Origin of the sequence: Microbacterium sp. CH-015 (assembly GCF_049707015.1) — a bacterium.
In the GTDB taxonomy this organism is placed as follows: domain Bacteria; phylum Actinomycetota; class Actinomycetes; order Actinomycetales; family Microbacteriaceae; genus Microbacterium; species Microbacterium aurum.
In genome coordinates, this window is record NZ_JBNAFJ010000005.1 from 186,704 (window position 1) to 206,768 (window position 20,065).

A 20,065-nucleotide genomic window follows, 5' to 3' on the forward strand; every position below is an offset into this window, starting at 1 on the left:
CGCCGGGGTGCATGCCCGGGCATGCACATACGCCGTCCCGGATCGGCACGCGCGTCGGCGCGATAGCGTAGGGGCGTGACACCGACCGGCGCGGGCGAGGGCAAGGGCTTCCTGTATCGCCTCTACAGCTCGCGGCTGCGCCGCGCGCTGACCACCGAGACGGTGCCGCACCACGTCGCGATGATGATCGACGGCAACCGCCGCTGGGCGCGGCAGTACGGCTTCGCGACGGTCGCCGACGGGCACCGCGCCGGCGCCGCCAAGATGCACGAGTTCCTGCGCTGGTGCGATGACCTCGGCATCCGCGTGGTCTCGCTGTATCTGCTGTCCAACGACAATCTGCGCAAGCGCGATTCGCAGGAGCTCGCCGACCTCATCGAGATCATCGCCAAGCTCGCCGACGAGCTCTCCCACGAGCCGGGCTGGCGCGTGCAGCACGTGGGCCGCGACGACATCCTGCCGCCCGACCTCGCGCGCGTGCTCCGGACCGCGGAGGAACGCACCGCGGGCAACACCGGCCTGCACGTCAACCTCGCCGTCGGCTACGGAGGGCGCGGTGAGATCGTCGACGCCGTGCGGAGCATCATCGCGCAGCACCAGCAGAGCGGCGGCTCGCTCGAGGACCTTGCCGCCAGCCTCACGCCCGAGCAGATCGGCGAGCACCTCTACACCGGCGGGCAGCCCGATCCCGACCTCGTCATCCGCACCTCGGGTGAGCAGCGGCTGAGCGACTTCCTGCTGTGGCAGTCGGCGCACTCGGAGTTCTACTTCGTGGAGGCCCTCGGCCCGGACCTCCGCGAGGTGGACTTCCTCCGCGCGATCCGCGACTACGCGACGCGCGACCGCCGTTTCGGCGGCTGATCGCGGCTTCGTCGCCCCTCGCTTCGCCACGGGCGGCGGGGGCGTCGTCCTCCGCCGCCCTCCCTGGTGCGCGCGGAGTGAAACAATGGCAGGCGTGAGTGAACTGGAACCGCTGATCGAGACGTTCGACGCCGCCGCCGGATATCTCGACTGGGCGGCGTTCGGCCCGCTCTCTCCCGCGGTCCGCGCCGAGATGAACGCGGACGCCGCGCTCCTCGGCACCGGTCGGCGCGCCGGCATCGACCTCGTCTCCTCGCGCGTGGACGAAGCGCGCGATCTGGTCGCCACCGTCCTCCGCTGCGCCGTCGACGAGGTCGTCCTGCAGCCCTCGACGACGCACGGTCTTACCCACGCGATGCAGGGGCTGACCGGGGACGTGCTGGTGTCGGCGCAGGAGTTCCCTGCGCTGCGGGTCACCGCGCGCCGCGCGCAGGACGCGCGCGGCCTCCTGACGGTGCGCGAGATCGACCCGCCCGACGGCATCGTCACCGTCGACGCCGTGGCCGAAGCCCTCACCGACGACGTCACCGCCGTCGCCGTCAGCCTCGTCGACTTCCGCACCGGAGCCCTCGCCGACCTGCCGGGGCTGCGCGAGCTCATCGGCGATCGCCTGCTGATCGTCGACGCCGTGCAGGCCTTCGGCGTCGTGGATGTGGACTGGGCGGCCGCCGACGTCGTGTGCGGCAACGGGTACAAGTGGCTGCGGGCCGGTCGCGGCACGGGATTCGCGCGCTTCTCGGACCGGGCGCGCGAGCGCATCGAGCCGGTGCTGTCGGGCATCTCCGGAATGCAGGGCGACGCGGCCACGACGGGCTTCCCGCCGCCGCTGCCGACGGCGGGCGCGTACTCGATCGCGCCGAGCGACCCGCTGGCCGCGTCGCGTCTCGCGGTGGCCGTGCGCGATGTGGTCGATGCCGGCATCCCCGCCGTCGCGGCCGAGCTGCGCGCCCGCGCACAGGACGTCATGAACCTCGCCGACCGCTACGGCGTTCCGGTGCTCACGCCTCGCGACCGGCACGCCGGCATCGTGACGCTGCTGCCGGATCCGCAGGACGCAGCTCCCCTCGCGGCGGCTCTCGCCAACCACGGGGTCACGGTCACCGCCCGCGGCGCCACCATCCGAGTGTCGCCGCACATCGGCACCGGTGCCGACAGCCTGCAGCTGCTCGGCGACGCACTGGCCCAGGTGGCGACGACGCGCGTCGTCGTGATCGACGCGCCCACCGGCGAACTCGATCTCGGCGCTCTCGAAAGTTAACGTCCCCGTCATCTCCGCGCGGCGTGTCGCGGATGCTGCCGACCCCCGGGCGGACGTACGTTCATCACATCGGGCAAGGCGCCCGGTCGGGTCGGCCTTCCACTGACTCGTGGCTCACGGCCGACTCGAGATTTCCGGGTGAGACCCCCGGGGCGGGAGCGGGTTGTGACCACACGAGCACCACAGCAGCAGCGGCAGATCCAGCGGCACGACGCGGACTACGCCGATGAGGACCTCCGCACCTACGTGCTGGACACGTCGGTCCTGCTGAGCGATCCCCGGGCCTTCTTCCGGTTCGCGGAGCATTCTGTCGTCGTCCCGGTCGTGGTGGTGACCGAGCTCGAGGGCAAGCGGCACGACCCCGAGATCGGCTACTTCGCCCGTCAGGCGCTGCGCCACCTCGACGAGCTGCGCGTGGAGCACGGCCGCCTGGACTTCCCGGTGCCCGTCGGCGACGGCGGCACCCTGCGGGTCGAGCTCACCAACACCGACCCGACGGTCCTGCCCGCCGGCATGCGGCTGGGCGACAACGACACGCGCATCCTCGCCGTCGCCATGCATCTCGCGCAGGAGGGGCAGGAGGTCACCGTCGTCTCCAAGGATCTGCCGATGCGCGTGAAGGCCGCATCCCTCGGCATCCACGCGGAGGAATACCTCGCCGAGCAGGCCGTCGACAGCGGCTGGACGGGCATCGCCGAGATCGACGTGTCGGGCGACGAGATCAGCGATCTCTACGAGAGCGAGGTCGCTGCCGGCGAGGAGGTCAAGGGACTGCCCGTGAACACCGGCCTCGTCATCCACTCCGAGCGCGGGTCGGCGCTCGGGCGCGTCACCGGCGACGGCGAGTACCGCCTGGTCCGCGGCGACCGCGACGTGTTCGGGCTGCACGGCCGCTCGGCCGAGCAGCGCATCGCGATCGACCTGCTGCTGGACCCCGAGGTCGGCATCGTGTCCCTCGGCGGACGCGCCGGCACTGGCAAGAGCGCGCTCGCGCTGTGCGCGGGTCTGGAAGCCGTGCTGGAGCGGCAGCAGCAGAAGAAGATCATCGTCTTCCGGCCGCTGTTCGCCGTCGGCGGGCAGGAGCTCGGCTACCTGCCCGGCGACCAGGCCGAGAAGATGAACCCGTGGGGTCAGGCGGTCTTCGACACCCTCGGGTCGGTCGTCTCGGGCAACGTCCTGGAGGAGGTCGTCGCCCGCGGACTGCTCGAGGTCCTGCCGCTCACCCACATCCGCGGCCGCTCGCTGCACGACGCGTTCGTGATCGTCGACGAGGCGCAGTCTCTCGAGCGCAACGTGCTGCTGACGGTACTCAGCCGCATGGGGCAGAACTCGCGCGTGGTCCTCACCCACGACGTCGGCCAGCGCGACAACCTGCGCGTCGGTCGCCACGACGGCATCGCGTCGGTCATCGAGACCCTCAAGGGCCACGGCCTGTTCGGGCATGTCACGCTCACGCGCTCCGAGCGCTCAGCGATCGCGGCGCTCGTGACCGACCTGCTGGAGCAGGGGGAGCTCAGCTGACCCGCTGTGACCCCGGGGCGTCGGCCTCGGGGTCACGGCCCTCGGGGCCACAGCCCTCGCGGTTACTGCCTCGCGGTCACGGCCTGGCGGCGGGGACTACTCCCAGCGGTAGCCCTCGCCGCGCACCGTCACGATGTGGTCGGCGCCGAGCTTCGTGCGCAGATACCGGACGTACACGTCCACGACGTTGGATCCGGGATCGAAATCGAGCCCCCAGATGCGGCTCAGCAGCTCCTCGCGGGTGAGCACCGCGCCGGGGTGGCGCAGGAACTGCTCCGCGAGGGCGAACTCCCGTGCCGACAGGTCGATCTCGCGACCCGCGACGGTCGTGCGGCGGGCGAGGATGTCGAGGGTCACCTCGCCCTGCGTCAGGATCATCGTGATGGCGCCGGTGCGCTCCCGCAGCCGCGACCGCACGCGGGCCATGAGCTCGGCGACCGAGAACGGCTTCGGCACGTAGTCGCTGGCCCCGGCATCCAGCCCGTCGACGGCGTCGTGGGCCGAGCTGCGCGCCGTGAGCATGATGACCGGCAGCGTCTCGCCCGCGGCGCGGAGGTTGCGCAGCACGTCGAAGCCGTCCATCGTGGGCAGGCCCACATCGAGGATCATGAGGTCGATGTCGCCGACGAGCGCGCGGTCCAGCGCAACCTGGCCGTCGTCCGCGTCGACGGTGTCGAAGCCCTCGGCGCGCAGCGCCCGGGTCACGAGGGAGACGATGTGCGGTTCATCGTCGACGACGAGGATGCGGGTCATCCAGAGGCCTCTCGCTGCAGAACGACGTCGCCGGCACGTACCGGCGTCGGGAGGGTCGCTCGGGTGCCGATCGGGATCTCCACCGTGAACGTAGCACCGCCGCCGGGGGTGTCGGCGACGATGCACCGCCCGCCGTGCGATTTCGCGATGGCATCGACGATCGCGAGCCCCAATCCCGACCCGCCGACGGTGCGGCGGCCGACGCCGCGGTCGAAGCGGCGGAAGATGCGATGGCGCATCGCGGGAGGGATGCCGGGGCCGTGATCACGCACCCACAGTTGCGCTCCGGAGGGGTACACGGCGCTCCCGAGCTCGATGGGCGTGCCGGGAGCGGTGTACTTGGCGGCGTTGTCGGCGAGCTGCAGCCACGCCTGCAGCAGCCGATCGCGGTCCCCGCGGATGACGCCCTGCGCGGTCTGTTCCACGGCCCAGTCGTGCCCTGGGATCACGGCGACCATCTCGGCGATGCGCTGCGTGAGGGCCGTGAGCTCCACGTCGCCGATCGTCAGCTGGTCGGTTTCGACGGTGGCGAGCAGATCGATGTCGCCGATGAGGCGGGTCATGCGGTCGAGTTCGGCGATGCCGAGCGCCCGGATCGCGGCGACGTCCTCGGGGTCGGTGGGATTCATCACCTCGAGGTGGCCGCGCACGATCGTGATCGGAGTCTTCAGCTCATGCCGCACGTCGTCGAGCAGGCGCCGGTGGGCGTCGAACGATCCCTCCGCGGTGTCGGCGGCGGGGACGTCGGCGAGCAGCGTCCACCCGACGACTCCGGTGACGGCGAGCGTGATCACGGCGGATGCCGCGAACACCGCCACCCCGGCCCACGACAGCGGAAACGCGGTCACCGCGTGCAGCACGAGCAGCGCCAGCGCGGTGACCGCGAACCCCGCCGCCACGACGGCGAGCAGGAGCACCAGCGTGCGCACACGCCGCGCCGGAACGGCCCGGGTGGTGCTGGCGGTGCGGTTCACTCTCCGATTATCAACCCGGGTGGGTCATCGACAGCAGATCGAGCTTCTCGTCGAGCTGCGCCTCGGTCAGCTCGCCCCGCTCGACGTAGCCGAGGTCGATGACCGCCTCGCGCACCGTGATGCCCTTCGCGACGGCGTGCTTGGCGATCTTCGCGGCCGACTCGTAGCCGATGAGCTTGTTCAGCGGGGTCACGATCGACGGCGACATGCCGGCGAACGCGGCGGCGCGCTCGGTGTTGGCGACGAGGCCGTCGATCGTCTTGTCGGCGAGCACCCGCATCGCGTTGGACAGGAGCCGGATGGACTCCAGCAGTGCGGTGCCCATGACGGGGATCGCGACGTTGAGCTCGAACGAGCCCGACGCGCCCGCCCAGGCGACGGTCGCGTCGTTGCCGATGACCCGCGCGCACACCATCAGGGTCGCCTCGGGGACGACCGGGTTCACCTTGCCGGGCATGATTGAGGATCCGGGCTGAAGGTCGGGGATGTGCAGTTCGCCGAGGCCGGTGTTGGGGCCCGAGCCCATCCAGCGCAGGTCGTTGTTGATCTTGGTGAGCGAGACGGCGATGGTGCGGAGGGCACCGGATGCCTCGACGAGACCGTCGCGGTTCGCCTGCGCCTCGAAGTGGTCCTTCGCCTCGGTGATCGGCAGCTCGGTCTCCGCGGCGAGCAGCTCGATCACCTTCTGCGGGAAGCCGAGCGGGGTGTTGATGCCGGTGCCGACGGCGGTGCCGCCGAGGGGAACCTCGCCGACGCGGGGGAGGACGGCCTGCACGCGCTCGATGCCGAGGCGGATCTGGCGGGCGTACCCGCCGAACTCCTGGCCGAGGGTGACCGGCGTCGCGTCCATCAGGTGCGTGCGGCCGGACTTCACGGCATCCTTCCACAGCTCCGCCTTCGCCTCGAGGGCGACGGCGAGGTGGTCGAGCGCCGGAATGAGGTCGTCGATGAGGGCCTGCGTCACCGCGATGTGCACGGACGTGGGGAAGACGTCGTTGGACGACTGCGACGCGTTGACATGGTCGTTGGGGTGCACGGTGGCGCCGAGGTGCTGCGTCGCGAGGGTGGCGAGCACCTCGTTCATGTTCATGTTCGAGCTCGTGCCCGAGCCGGTCTGGTACGTGTCGACCGGGAAGTGCGCGTCGTAGCGGCCGGTGATGACCTCGTCCGCCGCCCAGGCGATGGCGTCCGCGATCGCGCCGTCGAGCGTGCCGAGCTCCTTGTTGGCCAGGGCGGCGGCCTTCTTGATGCGGGCGAGCGCGGCGATCTGCGTCGACTCCAGGCCCGTGCCCGAGATGGGGAAGTTCTCGACGGCGCGCTGGGTCTGCGCGGCGTACAGCGCGTCCTTCGGGACGCGCACCTCTCCCATCGTGTCGTGCTCGATGCGGTAGTCGGCGGTGTCGGTCATGGCGGTCACGTCCTCGTTTCCTGGTGGGTGCGGGTGCAGTGCGGGTGTCGGCGGGTCAGGCGTCGAGCCCGACCATCACGTGGGGGATGGCCCGGCCCTCGCTCAGGCGGTAGTTGGCGCCCACGATGGCGAGGCGCCCGTCGGCGACGGCGTCGGAGATGAGCCGGGAGCTGGCCAGCACGTCATCGATCGTGTTGCCGAGGTGCTCGATGCCGACGTCCTCGGCGTCGAGCGACCGCGGGTCGATGGCCTCGCTCGCGCGCAGGACGGTGCGGGCGGCGGGCACGATCTTGGCGATGAGGCGCCAGATGTGCGGCGGGAGTTCGGGGGAGTCGATCGCCGTGGAGTCGATGGCGGCGCGCACGGCACCGCATTCGTCGTGGGCGAGGACGATGATCACCGACACGTCGAGCACCGCGACGGCGTACTCGAGGCTGGCGATCGCGGAGTCGGACGCCACCTGGCCGGCGTTGCGGACGACGAACAGGTCGCCGAGCCCCTGATCGAAGATGATCTCCGCCGCCAGTCGCGAGTCGGAGCAGCCGAACAGCGCGGCGCGGGGGGTCTGCGTGTGCGCGAGCTCGGTGCGACGGTCGACGTCCTGACGCGGATGCCGGGGCGCGCCCGTCACGAAGCGCTCGTTGCCCTCGCGCATCTCGGCCCAGACGCTCGCGGGGGTGGGGCGTACGGCATCGGTCATCGGGTCTCCTCCCGCAGATCGCGGATCTGGTCGGCGACACCCTCGGCCGCTGTCGCGGCAGTGTCGGCGTCGGTCGCGCCGTAGATCAGGACGACATCGCTCCCGGCATCCGTCGAGATCGCGTACGACACCGTGTCGGAACGCGCCGACGACGCGATCGTGTACTCGTCCCACTCGATGCCGTCGATGGTCACCGTGCCGGTCGGCGCGAATCCGCCGAGCACGCGGGAGGTCCACGCGTCGGCGTCGCCAGCCTGCCCGATGCCCTGCGCGATGCGGATGTAGCCGGTCTTGGGTGCGTACACGACGCGCCACATGCTGCTGCCCTCCAGCCGCGCGGAGTTCGCGCGCCAGCTGTCGGGCACCGTCGGGACGAGGACGGGGTGGCCGATGGATGCCGACGCACTCTCCGCCGCTGCGGCGACGTCGACCGGCTCCGGCTCGGGCAGCGATCCCCGGGGGACGCCGAAGTACACCACCGCGACGATCGCCACCGTCACGAGCAGGGCGGTCACGAGGTTGCGGAAGGTCTTGCTCTGGCGATACGCCTGCGAGGACGCGGCCTTGCGGTCGGCGGTCTCCTGCGGGGTCTCGGGGCGACCGAGCTCGGCGACGACGCGCGGTGTCGTGGCCATCACGACGCCGTGTCCGTCGGCCGGGCGGCGTCGAGCAGACGCTTCGCGCCCAGCAGCCACTCCTCGCAGCGTGCCGCGAGGGCCTCGCCGCGGGTCCACAGCGTCAGCGAGTGCTCCAGGGTCGGGGCGCCCTGTTCGAGCTCGGCGACGACGCGCACGAGCTCGTCCCTGGCCTGCTCGAACGTGAGGTCCGCGACGTCGGCGGCGCTGTCGCTGGTCATGGCGTCCATTCTAGGCGGGAGCGGTGACGGCCCCGCCGCGCGGCAACGGCGACGTGACGTGCGCGCGCCTCACTGGTCGGCGTCGGCGCGGCCCTCGGCGACGGGACCTTCCGAACGGGCGGCGAAGGAGCCCTCAGCGACGGTCACCGTGACGGCGGCGCCGGCGGGCGCCTGCGCCGCGTCGCGCACGATGACGCCGTCGCCGACGTGGGCGATGGCGTAGCCGCGGGCGAGGGTCGCGCCGGGGGAGAGGGCGCGCAACGACGCCCGCAGCTGCGCCGACTGGCGGTCCGCGGCATCCACCCGTCGAGTGACGATCTCGCGGCCGCGGGAGACCAGCGTCCACAGCTCGTGCGAGCGCGCCGTGAGCATCGACTCCGGGGTGCGCAGCACGGGGCGCGAGCGCAGCTGCTCCAGTTGGGCGATGTCGTGGGCGATGCGCTGGGTCAACCGGGTGCGCGCGCGGGCGTGCAGCTGCTGGACCAGCGCGCGCTGCTCGGCGACATCCGGGACCACGCGTTTGGCGGCATCCGTCGGCGTCGACGCGCGGAGGTCGGCGACGTCGTCGAGGAGCGGGTGATCGTTCTCGTGGCCGATCGCGGAGACGATGGGGGTGGATGCCGCGGCCACCGCCCGCAGCAGCCGCTCGTCGCTGAACCCGAGGAGCGTCTGCGGGTCGCCGCCGCCGCGCGCGATGACGATCACGTCGACCTCGCGGTCGGCGTCCAGCACCTTCAGCGCGGCGATCGTCTCGGGGACGCAGCGGTCGCCCTGCACGGCGGCGTGGATCGTGCGGAACCGCACCTGCGGCCAGCGCAGCTCGGCGTTGCGGTGCACGTCCTTCTCGGCGTCGCTGCGCTCGCCCGTGATGAGGCCGATGACGTGCGGCAGGAACGGCAATCGCTTCTTGCGCGCCGGATCGAAAAGGCCCTCGGCGCGCAGCTGCGCGCGCAGGCGCTCGAGACGCTCGAGCTGATCGCCGAGCCCGGTGTGCCGCATCGCGGAGACCGTGAAGGTGAAGTCGCCCGACTTCACGAAGTAGTCGCTCTTCACGCACGCCACGACCCGGTCGCCGAGCTTCAGATCGCGCATGTCGGCGGGCAGCCGCTGCAGCGTCGAGGACCACAGGCGGAAGGAGATCATGGCGTCGCCGGATGCATCCTTGAGTCGTCCGAACACGTGCCCGCCGCGGAGGTTCCACGCCGTGATCTCGCCCTCGACCCAGACCGAGCCCCACCCGGAGATGAAGCCGCGGATCGTCTCGTTCAGCCGCGACACCGACGTCGGCGCGTCGGGGGAGGACTCGCGAGGATGCACGGAATCCGGCGGCGGAGTCTGCCCCGGGGCGGGCTCGAACGAAGCCATCGACTGCCTTTCCGCCGCGCATGCGGCCGTCGCTCAGTGTGGGCTCTCTAGAATCGAGAGGTGACCAGCACCGCGATCCGTCTTCCGACGCCCCACATTCCCGGGCCGCGCGGACGGCTTCAGGATAACCCGGTGGCCGGCGCCAAGCGGGTGCTGCTGGCGTCGCCGCGCGGCTACTGCGCCGGCGTCGACCGCGCCGTCATCGCCGTCGAGAAGGCGCTCGAGCGCTATGGCGCCCCCGTCTACGTGCGCAAGCAGATCGTGCACAACATCCACGTCGTCACCGAGCTCGAGGCGAAGGGGGCGATCTTCGTCGAGGAGGTCGACGAGGTCCCCAGCGGCGCGCACGTCGTCTTCAGCGCGCACGGCGTCTCTCCCGCGGTCGTGAACGCGGCATCCGATCGGGGTCTCCAGGCGATCGACGCGACCTGCCCGCTCGTGACGAAGGTGCACCGCGAGGCGGTGCGCTTCGCCCGCGACGACTTCGAGATCCTGCTGATCGGCCACGACGGTCACGAGGAGGTCGAAGGCACCGCCGGCGAAGCGCCCGATCACGTCACCGTCGTCAACTCGCCCGACGAGGCCGACCGGGTCGAAGTGAAGGATCCGTCGAAGGTCGTGTGGCTCTCGCAGACGACGCTGTCCGTCGATGAGACCATGGAGACCGTGCGGCGGCTGCGCGAGCGGTTCCCCGAACTGCACGATCCGCCGTCGGACGACATCTGCTACGCGACGCAGAACCGCCAGGTCGCGATCAAGAAGGTCGCGAAGGATGCCGACCTCGTCATCGTCGTGGGATCGGCCAACTCGTCCAACTCCGTGCGGCTCGTCGAGGTCGCGCTGGAGTACGGCGCACAGGCCGCCTACCGCGTGGACTATGCGCACGAGATCCAGCAGTCGTGGCTCGACGGCGTGGCCACCGTGGGTGTGACGAGCGGCGCATCGGTTCCCGAGGTGCTCGTGCAGGAGGTGCTCGCCGAGCTCTCCGGCGCGGGGTACCGCGACGTCGAGGAGGTGCGCACCGCCGAGGAGGACCTCATGTTCTCGTTGCCGAAGGAGCTGCGCCAGGACTCCAGCGGTCGTCGCGACGAGCGCGCGATGGGGGGACGGTCGCGCGCGTGAGCGAGCAGGCTCCCGAGCCGCGACCGGCACCCGGGACGCCCGGGGCGGATGAGCGCTCGGTGACGCCGGGTGCGGATGCCGCGGCCGCCCGACCGCACGTCGCCGCGGTCCCCGCGGCGAGCACGTCGCCGGCGGCGAGCACGCTGCCCGCCCGGCCGCAGTACGGCGAGTACGCCACCCCCGAGCAGCAGCGCGCCGCGATCCGCGAGCCGTTGCCGCCGGTTCCCGCCGCCGTCGCGGCCCCGCCCGCGGCGCCGGCGCATCCGCCGACGGCGCGTCCGACGACCGCGGCGGCTCGCCCGACGCGCCCCGCCGACCGCATCATCACGGTCGCGCTGCTCGCCTACGGGCTGGTGACCGTGTTGAGCGCCGTGCCGCAGCTGTGGCACTTCACCGACTTCGCGCAGACCTGGATGCAGGTCGCCGGCATCGACGAGACGTTCACCAACACCGCGCAGGGGGACCTCTGGGGCCGCATCGGTGCGGTGGTGTTCATCGTGGGGTGGGTCGCCACCGCCGTCACGGCCTGGCGTTCGCTCGTGGCACGTCGCCTCAGCTGGTGGATCCCGCTGGTCGGCGCGATCGTCACCTTCGTGATCGCGAGCATCTGCCTGACGGTCCCGCTGCTGGGAGACCCCGCCGTCGCGAGCCACTTCGGCGCGTAGCGCCCGCGCCGTGAGACTCGGCATCCGCCCGCCTGCTCCTGCGGGACCCGGGGCGCCGCGGCATGCGCGCCAGAAAACAGCATGCGCGCCCGACACAGTCGGGCGCGCATGCTGCTTTCGACCGCGCGAACGCGCGGCGCGCGGAATCAGGCGCTGATCGAGTGACCCGCAGAGCCCAGCTGCTGCGTGGCCTCGACCACGCGGGCAGCCATCGCGGATTCGGCGATCTTGCCCCAGGCGCGCGGGTCGTAGGCCTTCTTGTTGCCCACTTCGCCGTCGACCTTCAGGACGCCGTCGTAGTTGCGGAACATGAAGTCCGCGACCGAGCGGGTGAAGGCGTACTGCGTGTCGGTGTCGATATTCATCTTCACGACGCCGTTCGCGACGGCCGTCGCGATCTCCTCGGGGGTCGAGCCGCTGCCGCCGTGGAAGACGAGGTCGAGGGGCTTGGGGCCCGTGCCGAACTTCTCCGCGATACCGGCCTGGATCTCACCGAGCAGCTCGGGGCGCAGCTTCACGTTGCCCGGCTTGTAGACGCCGTGCACGTTGCCGAAAGTCAGCGCCGCGAGGTAGCGGCCGTTCTCGCCGAGACCCAGCGCCTCGACGAACTTCGCGACGTCACCGGTGGTCGTGTACAGCGCGTCGTTGGTGCCCTCGTGCTTGACGCCGTCCTCTTCACCGCCCACCACGCCGATCTCCACCTCGAGGATCGCGTTGATCGCCTTGATGCGCGGGAGCAGCTCCTTCGCGATCTCGATGTTCTCGTCCAGGGGCACGGCCGAGCCGTCCCACATGTGGGACTGGAAGATCGGGTTGCGCCCGGCCTTGACCTCTTCCTCGGATGCCGCGATCAGCGGCAGCACGAAGTCTTCGAGCGCCGGCTTCGGGCAGTGGTCGGTGTGAAGGGCGACCGTGATGGGGTAGTTCTTGGCGACCTCGGTGGCGAACTTCGCGAACGCGATGGCGCCGGTGGCGCGGCCCTTGACCGTGTGCCCGGCGAAGTAGTCGGCGCCGCCGGTGGTGACCTGGATGATGCCGTCGGAGCCTGCTTCGGTGAGGCCCTGCAGCACGGCGTTGATCGACTGCGAGCTGGCGGCGTTGATCGCGGGGAAGGCGTATCCGCCCGCCTTCGCCTTGTCCAGCATCTCGGCGTACTGCTCGGGGGTTGCTACTGGCACTTCTGCTCCTGACGTTCTGCGGCGATTGCATGCCCAGCCTAGCGAAGCACGCCACCGCCCCGTGAGGGGGCCGCCGGGCAAAACGCGCGCCCGGGCGGCTTGCCGACGTGGAAAGAAACGCGGTTCCTTCACGTCCGTGCCACCGGGATCCTGTTCGGCGGGGGCGGTCGCGGCCTAGGCTGGCGGCATGGTGAGCCTGACCGCGGACATGAGTCCTCTGCACCCCGACCGCAACCTCGCACTCGAACTGGTGCGCGCGACCGAGGCGGCGGCGATCCGCTCGGTGCCCTACATCGGCCGCGGTCGGAAGGAACTCGCCGACGGTGCTGCCGTCGATGCGATGCGCGCCTTCCTCACGACGGTCAACTTCGACGGCGTCATCGTCATCGGGGAGGGGGAGAAGGACAACGCGCCCATGCTGTTCAACGGCGAGCACGTCGGCACCGGGCGCGGCCCGCAGTGCGACGTCGCCGTCGACCCCATCGACGGCACCTCACTCACCGCGGAGGGGCGCAACAACGCCCTGTCCGTGCTCGCCGTCTCGGACCGGGGCACGATGCTCGACGCGTCGAGCGTGTTCTACATGGACAAGATCGTCACCGGCCCCGCCGGCGTCGGGGTCGTCGACATCCGCCTTCCCGTCGGGGAGAACATCCGCCGTCTCGCGAAGGCGCTGGGCAAGCCCGTCGAAGAGCTCGTCGTGTCGGTGCTGAACCGCCCGCGCCACGCCCGTCTCATCGACGAGATCCGCGAAGCCGGTGCCGGAACCCGCCTGATGAGCGACGGCGACGTCGCCGGCGGCATCAACGCAGCGAGGCATAACGCCCGCACCGACATGTGCATCGGGGTGGGGGGCAGTCCGGAGGGTGTCGCCACGGCGTGCGCGATCAAGGCGCTGGGCGGTCACATCCAGGGGCGGCTGTGGCCCCGGGACGACGACGAGAAGCAGCGCGGAATCGACGCCGGACTGCGCCTGGACGACTACGTCTACGAGGCCGACGAACTCGTCACCGGCAAGAACACGATCTTCGTCGCCACCGGTGTCACCAACGGCGAGCTCGTCGGGGGCGTGCGTCGCGACGGCGACTTCGTCTACACCGAGAGCGTGGTGCTGCGCGGCGCCTCGGGGACGCTGCGGCGCATCTCCTCCGAGCACCTCACCTCGAAGTGGCTGTGACCGGCTGACGCCTTTTCCCGGGGTGCCTCCAGGGACAACGAGGGGTGCGTCTGGCAGAATATGAGGCGGTGTCATCGGCGACACGTTCGCATCACGCAATCCGGGGGTCACAGTGTCCGCAGCATCGAGCAGTCCGAGAACAGGGCAGATCGCGGTTCCCGTCGACCCCGCGCGGCGACCGGACGTCCTGTTGCGCCGACGCCTGCCGGAAGGCCATCAGATCAGTGCGTGGTGGATGATCGGCGCGTTCGTGGCCGTCTCTCTCTCCGTCATCGGCCTGCTGAACTTCTTCCCCGGCGGCTGAGTCTTCCGGCGCGCGACCCTGTCGCGGGTCGCGTGATCAGAGGCGATCGCGGAGCTCGCCGACATCTGCCGCGATGCCTTCCACGAGTTCGGGAGCGACGAGTTTCCGCGGCGTCTTCTCGATGACAGCCGGGGCCGCGGTCGCCTCGAGCTTCGTGTCATCGATGCCGGGGAACCGTCTCGCGCTGACGAGCACGCGCGACTCCAGCGAACCGGCAAAGCGGTTGTAGCTGTCCACCGTCCGCTCGATCGCCCGCCGCAGGTCCTCGGCGTGCGACGCGAGCCCGCCGAGGCGCTGGTACAGCTCGTTGCCGAGGTCGAACAGCCGCCGCGCCTCGGTGGAGACGTCCTGCTGCGTCCAGGTGTAGGCGACGGTCTTCAGCACCGCCCAGAGGTTCACGGGCGAGGCGAGCGCCACGCGCCGCGAGAACGCGTAGTCGAGCAGACTGGGATCCTCCTCGAGCGCGGCGGCCAGCAGCGACTCGCTGGGGATGAAGCAGACCACGAACTCCGGGCTGGAGTCCAATCCCGTCCAGTACCGCTTGCCGGCCAGCGCGTCGACGTGGGCGCGCACGGCTTTGACGTGCTTCTGCAGCAGTTGCGCGCGTCGCGCGCCCTGTTCCCCCTGGGCGGTGAACGGAATGGCGGATGCCTCGAGATACGCATCCAGGGGAACCTTCGCGTCGACGGCCAGCGCCTTGCCGCCGGGAAGGCGCACGACGAGGTCGGGGCGACCCGCCCCGGCATCCGAGGTCAGCGTGGACTGCGTGTCGAAGTCGACGTAGCGGGTGAGTCCTGCCGATTCCACGACCCGGCGCAGCTGCGTCTCGCCCCAGACGCCGCGCGTCGCGTTGGAGCGCAGCGCCCCGGCGAGCGACTCGGTGGTCGCGCGCAGCGCCTCGTCCGCCTCGTGGGAGCGACGCAGCTGCTCGGCGAGCGAGCCGTACTGGGTCTGTCGCTCGCGCTCGAGTTCGTCGACCTTGTGCTGCATCGACTGCAGCGACTCCTGGACCGGCGCCAGCGCCCGCAGGACGAGTTGCTCGCGGCGATCGCGCTCCTGCTGGGCGAGCTGCTCCGCACGCGACTGCGCGCCGAGCTCGCGGGTGAGGGAGCGCTGCTGCTCGAGCTGGTCGGCGAGCGAGCGCGCAGAGGCGTCGGCGGCGGCCACGCGCGCGACGAGGTCGGCGCGCTCACGCGCGCCACGCTCGGACGCGCGGGCCGCGCCGGCGAACCAGCCGGCCAACAGGCCGGCGAACAGGCTCGCGACGACGAGGGCGGTGACGATGACGGCATCCATGATCACAGCGTGCCGCACCCTTCCGACATCGTGGCGAAGGCGCCTGCGACACCGCCCAGACGACGGGTCAGACGGCCGCCGTCACCGCTGGCGCAGCGGCCGGGATCTGCGGCACGCGCAGCCCGAGGAGCATGGCGAGCTCGACGACGTCCTGCGCGCCCGCGCGCTGCGCCGCGTCGATCATGATGTGCGCGCAGGCCAGGGCGTCGGCGGTGGCGTCGTGGTGGGCGAAATCGAGGAAGCCGGCGGCTGCTGCGACAAGGGGGAGCCGGTACGACGCGAGGTCGTACGTCTTCCGCGACACCTGCAGGCTGCACACGTAGCGGTACGGCGGGCACTGGGCATCCGTCACCTCACACGCGCGCCGCAGCACCGTCATGTCGAAACCGGCGTTGTGCGCCACGAGCACGTCGTCGCCGATGAAGGCGGTGAGGCCGGCCAGCTGCGTCGTCCAGTCGGCGGCGTCCGCGACATCGGCGGGGCGGATGCCGTGGATGCCGATGTTCAGCTCGAAGAAGCGGTCGTGCCCGGACGGTGGCTTGATGAGCCAGCCGGCGGTGGCGACGACGCGACCGTCGCGGACGCGGGTGAGGCCGACGGCGCACGCCGAGGCGCTGGAATTGTTGGCCGTCTCGAAGTCGATCGCGGTGAAGTCCAGGGCCACGCCCCCAGCCTCCGTCGCCGACGCGGTCGCCAGGCGGAGGCGCGCCGCGCCGTCTGAACCTCGTCCCGGCGGAGCAGCGGTCGGCGGTCGGCGGGCGGGCGGTCGGCGATCCGGAGGCCGAGGCGGCCAGCCGGGATCTCGGGCACTGTCCGTTCCGAAAGCAGGGCGGATCGGCCCACACGAGGTCCTGGGGCGGCGTCTGTGCCGATCGACCCTGCTTTCGGCACGCCCTCCGGGGCGAGGCGAAGCGTAAGGTCGGGATCATGGCGACACGCGACGAGATGGCGACGAGTTTCGGGGCGGCGGCCGGGGCATATGACGAGGGCCGGCCGGACTATCCCGCCGAGGCCGTGGCGTGGTTGCTCGAGCCGGCAGGTCCTCGCCCGCGGGTAGCCGATATCGGTGCGGGGACGGGCAAGCTCACGAAGGTCGTCGCGACGCTCGGCGCCGACGTGATCGCGGTCGACCCGGATGCCGCGATGCTCGCGCGCCTGCGCGACGTGCTGCCGGGTGTGCAGACGCTGATCGGCGCCGCGGAGACCCTGATCCTTCCCGACGAGAGCCTCGATGCCGCGGTACTGGGCCAGGCCTGGCACTGGGTCGATCCCGTCGCCGGGAGCGCGGAGATCGGTCGCGTGCTCCGCCCCGGCGGGGTGCTGGGGCTCATCTGGAACATCCGCGATGAATCGGTGCCGTGGGTGGCGCGGCTGACGGCGATCATGAAGGGCAGCCACGCGGAGCAGCTCCTGGCGGGCGATGGACCGGTCGTGGCGTCGCCCTTCGGGCCGCTGGAGACGCGCACCTGGCGCTGGCAACGCCCGGTGACGCGGCAGACCCTGACGGCGATGGTGCATTCCCGGAGCTACATCATCACGGCATCCGCCGACGAGCGAGCGCGCATCGACCGCGAGATCGGCGCGCTGTTCGACGAGGTCGGCGCGGTCGGAGACCAGAGCGTAGCGCTGCCGTATGTCACGCACGCGTACCGGGCGCGGAGGCCGTAGTCGCAGCCACGTAGACTGATATCCCGTGGCTCTTACCATCGGAATCGTGGGTCTTCCCAACGTCGGCAAGTCGACCCTGTTCAACGCGCTGACCAAGAACGAGGTGCTCGCGGCGAACTATCCGTTCGCGACGATCGAGCCGAACGTCGGCGTCGTGAACCTGCCCGACGAGCGGCTGACCAAGCTCGCGGAGATCTTCCACTCCGAGCGGATCCTCCCGGCTCCGGTCTCGTTCGTCGACATCGCCGGCATCGTGCGCGGCGCGAGCGAGGGCGAGGGGCTCGGCAACAAGTTCCTCGCGAACATCCGCGAGGCCGACGCGATCGCGCAGGTCGTGCGCGGCTTCGCCGATGACGACGTCGTGCACGTCGACGGCAAAGTCGACCCGGCATCCGACATGGAGACCATCAACGCCGAGTTGCAGCTGGCCGACCTCGAGACGCTCGAGAAGGCGATCACGCGCTACGAGAAGGAGGTGCGCGGCCGCAAGCTCGACCCCTCGGTGCTCACCACGGCCGAGGCGGCGCGTGACGCGCTGCAGCGGGGTGAGCTGCTCTCGGCATCCGGCCTCGACCTCGCGCCGATCAAGGAGCTCGGCCTGCTCACGGCCAAGCCGTTCATCTTCGTCTTCAACGTCGACGAGGCGGTGCTGACGGATGCCGCGCGCAAGGCGGCGCTGGCGGAGCTCGTCGCCCCCGCGAAAGCCGTCTTCCTCGACGCGAAGATCGAGTCCGAGCTCATCGACCTCGATCCGGAGGATGCCGCGGAGTTGCTCGCCTCGACCGGTCAGGACGAGTCCGGGCTCGACCAGCTCGCCCGCATCGGGTTCGACACGCTGGGCCTGCAGACCTACCTCACCGCCGGGCCGAAGGAAGCGCGGGCGTGGACGATCGGGAAGGGCTGGAAGGCTCCCCAGGCGGCCGGCGTCATCCACAGCGACTTCGAGAAGGGCTTCATCAAGGCCGAGGTCATCTCCTTCGACGACCTCGTCGAGACCGGATCCGTCGCCGCGGCCCGCGCCGCCGGCAAGGCACGCCTGGAGGGCAAGGACTACATCATGCAGGACGGCGACGTCGTGGAGTTCCGTCACAGTTAGGCATTTGGCAAACGTAATGTTCTGGCGACGATACCGATCGACCCTCGGATGGGCGGCGATCGCTTCGCCTGCCGTCGGCGCCGCGCTGGGGCTTGCCATCTACGCGAGTGGGAACGCAGATTACCGGGCCCAGGCCGGTTGGAGCGGATTCGCGTACTGGCTCGCGATCGGCGCAGTCCTCGGCCTAGGAACGGGGCTGGCGGCACTCGTGGGCGGAACGGTGTGCCTCGTGGCGCGAGATCGCGACTTTGCGCGCAACAGCGCGTCTCGAATCACTTTCGGGACACTCGGCGCGAGCATCGGGGCTGCGTTGGCGTGGGTCGCCGTCGGTGTGGCGGCTCTCCCGGGGAGCATCGCGTGGTGGCCCCTTTTCGTCGGCCTCGCGGTCGCGGCCGCGTTGGTAGCGGCGACCGTTGCACGCATCCTGCTCGGTCGGGCCGAACGGCGGCAGGACGGCGACGTCGTGGAGTTACGCTTCAACGTGTAGCGCGGGTGCTACGATCGTGCTCATGAGTGCAGGCGAGCCGCAGATCGAGAGCCTGTCGCAGCGCGAGTTGCGCAACGAGTCCGGGCGCGTGCTTCGGGAGGTGGGCGAGGGGCATTCGTTCGTGCTGACGAACCGCGGAATTCCCGTCGGCCGTATCGTCCCCCTCGATGCGCCGAACCCCACGTTGCCGATCGTTCGTCATGCGAAGCGCGTCGGTGGCTGGGCTGCCCTGAAGCCGGCGGGAGCCGAGAACGACCGCCCATTGACTCAGATCATCGATGAGCTACGTGAGGACCGCGCGTGAGCGGTGTTCCGCTCGTCTATGCCGACACGTCTGCGCTCGGAGCGCTGCTCGTCCTGCAGCCGGAAACGCGAGCCCTGCTGGATTGGCTCGATCAGACGCGCGCCAGGCTCGTCTCAAGCGATCTGCTCGAAACCGAACTGCGTCGCATGGCAGTGCGGGAAGGGCGGGATCAAGCGAAGGTCAGCGCGATCCTCGATGGCGTGTCGCTCGCGGCGCTCGACCGAGCAACGTACCGATCCGCTGGGTTCTTGCCGATGCCGTACCTACGCACCCTCGACGCCTTGCATCTCGAGGCGGCGATTCGCCTGGATGTCGACGCCATCCTCACGTACGACAAGCGGCTCGGCGACTCTGCGGGTGAGGTAGGACTCGACGTGATCGCGCCCGGCACGTTGGATACGGGCGGGGCCCGTCGGGGCGATGCATGAGCGGCGGTCCGGAACGCAGGTCCGTTCGGAAGGTCGTCGGCTATGTCGTGCATGACGACCAGCTCCTTGTGTTCACGCACGACGGCGTGCCGCTCGACGTGGCGGGTGTTCAGGTGCCAGCGGGGACGATCGAGCAGAGCGAGACGCCGGCGGCTGCCGTCGTACGTGAGGTGCTGGAGGAGACCGGACTTGCCGTTCGCATCGTGCACGCACTCGGCGTTGAAGTTATGCGCCGGCTTCGGGGCCAGGATCGGTGCGATCTCGGCGCACGACGCCTACCGGTGACGCAACCTGGTGGAGTTCCGCTTCAACGTCTGAGGACCACTTCCACATCCTCCTCAAGGTGAGAGGCTTGGACGCGTTCGACCCGGTCGGAGTCCCGCGACCCTGACCCTCGACGGTTCCCTACGCGCCGAGCGCGATCCGCAAGCCGCCGGGGATGAGCGACCGGAACTACTTCGACCTCCTCGACTCGAGCGTGCACAATCCGAACGGCCTCGAGGCGATTTTGGGCAAGTTCCGCGTACCGGGAACCGCCAGCACATCGACGTCGCCGAGGGCCGGATCCCCGTTACTTTCTTCGTGGCCGCTCGGTGAGCATGCTGGGTGGTGACGGCCTGCCGGGCCCGGCATGATTGCTGCCC

At 70.7% G+C, this 20,065-nt stretch carries 23 protein-coding genes; 13 read left to right on the forward strand and 10 right to left on the reverse strand.

The window, feature by feature from the left end; all coding sequences use genetic code 11:
* The first annotated feature begins 75 nt into the window (after positions 1 to 75).
* The 3 genes from ACPYN4_RS09935 (at position 76) to ACPYN4_RS09945 (ending at position 3,640) form a co-directional block, all read left to right on the forward strand.
* The gene (locus ACPYN4_RS09935; RefSeq protein ID WP_424446268.1) at positions 76 to 861 is read left to right on the forward strand and encodes an isoprenyl transferase; all 786 of its coding nucleotides are present in this window, start codon (positions 76 to 78) and stop codon (positions 859 to 861) included.
* A gap of 94 nt (positions 862 to 955) precedes the next feature.
* Complete coding sequence (locus ACPYN4_RS09940) at positions 956 to 2,119, forward strand: aminotransferase class V-fold PLP-dependent enzyme (RefSeq protein ID WP_424446269.1); 1,164 nt, start codon at positions 956 to 958, stop codon at positions 2,117 to 2,119.
* A 165-nt stretch (positions 2,120 to 2,284) separates the two neighbouring features.
* Positions 2,285 to 3,640, forward strand: a complete 1,356-nt coding sequence (locus ACPYN4_RS09945; RefSeq protein ID WP_424446271.1) for a PhoH family protein — start codon at positions 2,285 to 2,287, stop codon at positions 3,638 to 3,640.
* Positions 3,641 to 3,736: 96 nt separating this feature from the next.
* Here ACPYN4_RS09945 and ACPYN4_RS09950 read toward each other — a convergent pair whose 3' ends face one another.
* The 7 genes from ACPYN4_RS09950 to xseA form a co-directional block, all read right to left on the reverse strand.
* Complete coding sequence (locus ACPYN4_RS09950; protein WP_281653487.1) at positions 3,737 to 4,393, reverse strand: response regulator transcription factor; 657 nt, start codon at positions 4,391 to 4,393, stop codon at positions 3,737 to 3,739.
* On the reverse strand, positions 4,390 to 5,367 hold the full coding sequence (locus tag ACPYN4_RS09955) for a sensor histidine kinase (protein WP_424446273.1): 978 nt from the start codon (positions 5,365 to 5,367) through the stop codon (positions 4,390 to 4,392). The genes ACPYN4_RS09950 and ACPYN4_RS09955 overlap by 4 nt, the downstream gene beginning before the upstream one ends.
* A gap of 10 nt (positions 5,368 to 5,377) precedes the next feature.
* On the reverse strand, positions 5,378 to 6,775 hold the full coding sequence (locus ACPYN4_RS09960; protein ID WP_424446275.1) for a class II fumarate hydratase: 1,398 nt from the start codon (positions 6,773 to 6,775) through the stop codon (positions 5,378 to 5,380).
* A gap of 55 nt (positions 6,776 to 6,830) precedes the next feature.
* Entirely contained in the window at positions 6,831 to 7,475 is a 645-nt protein-coding gene (locus ACPYN4_RS09965) for a carbonic anhydrase (RefSeq protein ID WP_239281195.1), read from the reverse strand.
* On the reverse strand, positions 7,472 to 8,110 hold the full coding sequence (locus ACPYN4_RS09970) for a DUF4245 family protein (RefSeq protein WP_287270780.1): 639 nt from the start codon (positions 8,108 to 8,110) through the stop codon (positions 7,472 to 7,474). The genes ACPYN4_RS09965 and ACPYN4_RS09970 overlap by 4 nt, the downstream gene beginning before the upstream one ends.
* A complete protein-coding gene (locus ACPYN4_RS09975; protein ID WP_076690370.1) occupies positions 8,110 to 8,331 on the reverse strand; it encodes an exodeoxyribonuclease VII small subunit in 222 nt (73 codons plus the stop codon). Before ACPYN4_RS09975 ends, ACPYN4_RS09970 begins: the two co-directional genes overlap by 1 nt.
* 69 nt (positions 8,332 to 8,400) lie before the next feature.
* Positions 8,401 to 9,696, reverse strand: a complete 1,296-nt coding sequence (gene xseA, locus ACPYN4_RS09980; protein WP_287270778.1) for an exodeoxyribonuclease VII large subunit — start codon at positions 9,694 to 9,696, stop codon at positions 8,401 to 8,403.
* A 132-nt stretch (positions 9,697 to 9,828) separates the two neighbouring features.
* On the opposite strand from xseA, the gene ACPYN4_RS09985 reads away from it, so the two are divergent.
* Positions 9,829 to 10,818, forward strand: coding sequence for a 4-hydroxy-3-methylbut-2-enyl diphosphate reductase (locus ACPYN4_RS09985; RefSeq protein ID WP_353807038.1), 990 nt, complete (start codon positions 9,829 to 9,831; stop codon positions 10,816 to 10,818).
* Positions 10,815 to 11,483 (forward strand): DUF6264 family protein, encoded by a 669-nt coding sequence (locus ACPYN4_RS09990; protein ID WP_287270774.1) that lies wholly within the window; start codon positions 10,815 to 10,817, stop codon positions 11,481 to 11,483. The genes ACPYN4_RS09985 and ACPYN4_RS09990 overlap by 4 nt, the downstream gene beginning before the upstream one ends.
* Before the next feature lie 146 nt (positions 11,484 to 11,629).
* On the opposite strand, the gene fbaA is transcribed toward ACPYN4_RS09990, so the two are convergent.
* On the reverse strand, positions 11,630 to 12,661 hold the full coding sequence (gene fbaA, locus ACPYN4_RS09995; protein ID WP_239281200.1) for a class II fructose-bisphosphate aldolase: 1,032 nt from the start codon (positions 12,659 to 12,661) through the stop codon (positions 11,630 to 11,632).
* 187 nt (positions 12,662 to 12,848) lie between these two features.
* Here fbaA and glpX point away from each other — a divergent pair, with 187 nt between their 5' ends.
* The gene (gene glpX, locus ACPYN4_RS10000) at positions 12,849 to 13,838 is read left to right on the forward strand and encodes a class II fructose-bisphosphatase (protein WP_287270773.1); all 990 of its coding nucleotides are present in this window, start codon (positions 12,849 to 12,851) and stop codon (positions 13,836 to 13,838) included.
* A 112-nt stretch (positions 13,839 to 13,950) separates the two neighbouring features.
* Complete coding sequence (locus ACPYN4_RS10005; protein WP_076692146.1) at positions 13,951 to 14,142, forward strand: UDP-N-acetylmuramyl pentapeptide phosphotransferase; 192 nt, start codon at positions 13,951 to 13,953, stop codon at positions 14,140 to 14,142.
* A gap of 36 nt (positions 14,143 to 14,178) precedes the next feature.
* Here the strand turns inward: ACPYN4_RS10005 and ACPYN4_RS10010 are convergent, their stop codons facing one another.
* Both ACPYN4_RS10010 and ACPYN4_RS10015 read right to left on the reverse strand, forming a co-directional pair.
* Positions 14,179 to 15,438: a DNA recombination protein RmuC gene (locus ACPYN4_RS10010; protein WP_287270770.1), complete on the reverse strand. Its 1,260-nt coding sequence runs from the start codon at positions 15,436 to 15,438 to the stop codon at positions 14,179 to 14,181.
* Positions 15,439 to 15,505: 67 nt separating this feature from the next.
* Positions 15,506 to 16,102, reverse strand: a complete 597-nt coding sequence (locus ACPYN4_RS10015) for a 3'-5' exonuclease (RefSeq protein ID WP_424446276.1) — start codon at positions 16,100 to 16,102, stop codon at positions 15,506 to 15,508.
* 263 nt (positions 16,103 to 16,365) lie between these two features.
* On the opposite strand from ACPYN4_RS10015, the gene ACPYN4_RS10020 reads away from it, so the two are divergent.
* From ACPYN4_RS10020 to ACPYN4_RS10045, 6 genes are read left to right on the forward strand one after another with little or no spacing between them, the layout of a single operon-like run.
* The gene (locus ACPYN4_RS10020) at positions 16,366 to 17,106 is read left to right on the forward strand and encodes a class I SAM-dependent methyltransferase (protein ID WP_239281205.1); all 741 of its coding nucleotides are present in this window, start codon (positions 16,366 to 16,368) and stop codon (positions 17,104 to 17,106) included.
* A gap of 25 nt (positions 17,107 to 17,131) precedes the next feature.
* Entirely contained in the window at positions 17,132 to 18,202 is a 1,071-nt protein-coding gene (ychF, locus tag ACPYN4_RS10025) for a redox-regulated ATPase YchF (RefSeq protein ID WP_424446277.1), read from the forward strand.
* Positions 18,203 to 18,206: 4 nt separating this feature from the next.
* A complete protein-coding gene (locus ACPYN4_RS10030) occupies positions 18,207 to 18,689 on the forward strand; it encodes a hypothetical protein (protein WP_424446278.1) in 483 nt (160 codons plus the stop codon).
* Between the two features lie 22 nt (positions 18,690 to 18,711).
* Positions 18,712 to 18,993, forward strand: a complete 282-nt coding sequence (locus ACPYN4_RS10035; protein WP_239281212.1) for a type II toxin-antitoxin system Phd/YefM family antitoxin — start codon at positions 18,712 to 18,714, stop codon at positions 18,991 to 18,993.
* Positions 18,990 to 19,421 carry a type II toxin-antitoxin system VapC family toxin gene (locus tag ACPYN4_RS10040; RefSeq protein ID WP_424446279.1) on the forward strand — a complete coding sequence of 144 codons (432 nt, stop codon included), beginning with the start codon at positions 18,990 to 18,992 and terminating at the stop codon, positions 19,419 to 19,421. The genes ACPYN4_RS10035 and ACPYN4_RS10040 overlap by 4 nt, the downstream gene beginning before the upstream one ends.
* A complete protein-coding gene (locus ACPYN4_RS10045; protein ID WP_424446280.1) occupies positions 19,418 to 19,768 on the forward strand; it encodes an NUDIX domain-containing protein in 351 nt (116 codons plus the stop codon). Before ACPYN4_RS10040 ends, ACPYN4_RS10045 begins: the two co-directional genes overlap by 4 nt.
* The last annotated feature ends 297 nt before the right edge of the window (positions 19,769 to 20,065 follow it).

Bases quoted from the DNA above. Each gene is read 5' to 3' on its own strand.
- glpX (WP_287270773.1), top strand. From the start codon at position 12,849: ATGGTGAGCCTGACCGCGGACATGAGTCCTCTGCACCCCGACCGCAAC.
- ACPYN4_RS09950 (WP_281653487.1), bottom strand. From the start codon at position 4,393: ATGACCCGCATCCTCGTCGTCGACGATGAACCGCACATCGTCTCCCTC.
- ACPYN4_RS09965 (WP_239281195.1), bottom strand. From the start codon at position 7,475: ATGACCGATGCCGTACGCCCCACCCCCGCGAGCGTCTGGGCCGAGATG.
- ACPYN4_RS10010 (WP_287270770.1), bottom strand. From the start codon at position 15,438: ATGGATGCCGTCATCGTCACCGCCCTCGTCGTCGCGAGCCTGTTCGCC.
- ACPYN4_RS09970 (WP_287270780.1), bottom strand. From the start codon at position 8,110: ATGGCCACGACACCGCGCGTCGTCGCCGAGCTCGGTCGCCCCGAGACC.
- ACPYN4_RS10045 (WP_424446280.1), top strand. From the start codon at position 19,418: ATGAGCGGCGGTCCGGAACGCAGGTCCGTTCGGAAGGTCGTCGGCTAT.
- xseA (WP_287270778.1), bottom strand. From the start codon at position 9,696: ATGGCTTCGTTCGAGCCCGCCCCGGGGCAGACTCCGCCGCCGGATTCC.
- ACPYN4_RS09975 (WP_076690370.1), bottom strand. From the start codon at position 8,331: ATGACCAGCGACAGCGCCGCCGACGTCGCGGACCTCACGTTCGAGCAG.
- ACPYN4_RS09960 (WP_424446275.1), bottom strand. From the start codon at position 6,775: ATGACCGACACCGCCGACTACCGCATCGAGCACGACACGATGGGAGAG.
- ACPYN4_RS10020 (WP_239281205.1), top strand. From the start codon at position 16,366: ATGGCGACACGCGACGAGATGGCGACGAGTTTCGGGGCGGCGGCCGGG.
- ACPYN4_RS10035 (WP_239281212.1), top strand. From the start codon at position 18,712: ATGAGTGCAGGCGAGCCGCAGATCGAGAGCCTGTCGCAGCGCGAGTTG.